This window comes from Clavibacter lycopersici, assembly GCF_003576405.1.
Classification (GTDB): Bacteria; Actinomycetota; Actinomycetes; order Actinomycetales; family Microbacteriaceae; genus Clavibacter; species Clavibacter lycopersici.
Genome location: NZ_QWGT01000432.1, coordinates 1 through 1,026, shown reverse-complemented (window position 1 = coordinate 1,026; position 1,026 = coordinate 1). Strand labels below are relative to the sequence as shown.

2 protein-coding genes are annotated in these 1,026 nt (G+C 75.4%); both read left to right on the top strand.

Annotated elements, in window-relative coordinates; all coding sequences use genetic code 11:
• Positions 1–478: hypothetical protein (locus tag DZG00_RS15755; protein ID WP_233550173.1), on the top strand; the 478-nt coding region annotated here is incomplete at its 5' end.
• A gap of 129 nt (positions 479–607) precedes the next feature.
• Positions 608–1,026 (top strand): response regulator transcription factor (locus DZG00_RS15750; RefSeq protein ID WP_147360077.1); only part of this gene is annotated, 419 nt, incomplete at its 3' end.

Below are 1,026 nucleotides of genomic sequence, written 5' to 3'. Positions count from 1 at the left end.
CGGATCCGACGACGACGCGCCCCGCCGCGCACGCGCCGGACGCGACGGGGACGACCGCGCCCGCGACCGCGCCGACGCCCGCGAGGAGGATCCCGCCGGCCCCGAATGGCTGCCCCGCTGGGTGCGCCGGATCGACCGCCGCGTCCTCGTCACCACGCTCGTCTCCATGCTCGTCGCCGCGGTCGTCGGCGGCAGCATCGCCGCCCTCGGGCTCGGTCTGATCTTCGTCACCGACGCGTGCGACGTGGACGCCTACGTGTGCGACGACTCCCTCTTCACGATCGGCTACGTGCTCTCGGTCGCGGGCCCGCTGATGCTCACGGGGATCGCCGTCATCGTGGCGCTCGTCGGCATGATCCGCGGGCGCACCCGGCCGTGGCTGGTGCTCCTGATCGGGGTGGGCGCGTCGCTCGCGGCGTACGTCCTCGGCGCGGTGCTCGTGCTCGTCGCCGTGCCCGGGTCCTCCCCCATCACGTGATCCCGCGCGTCCGCCCGGCACCCCGGCGCGCCGGGAGCGGGGCGGCACCGGTCCGCTAGCGTGGGAGGTCGGGCGCGCGTGACGCGGATCCGGGGGACGGTCGCGCATGCGGCATGCGAGGGGGCGGTAGTGGACAGCGGACGTGTGGCTCTGGTCATCGAGGACGACGGCGACATCCGCCAGCTGCTCGAGGTGGTCCTGCGCCAGGGCGGCTTCGAGGTCCATTCCGCCGGCACCGCGACCGACGGCGTGCGGCTCGCCGGCGAGGTCGCCCCCGACGTCATCACGCTCGACGTGGGCCTGCCCGACTTCGACGGCTTCGAGGCCGCGCGCCGCATCCGCCTCGTGAGCGATGCCTACATCGTCATGCTCACTGCGCAGGGCGAGGAGGTCGACACCCTGCTCGGGCTCGAGGCCGGCGCCGACGACTACATCGTCAAGCCGTTCCGCCCCCGGGAGCTCCGCGCCCGCATCTCCGCGATGATGCGGCGCCCGCGCGGCGGCGGCGACGCGACGGCGACGCCCCCGGCCGGCGTCCCGGCGGCGGA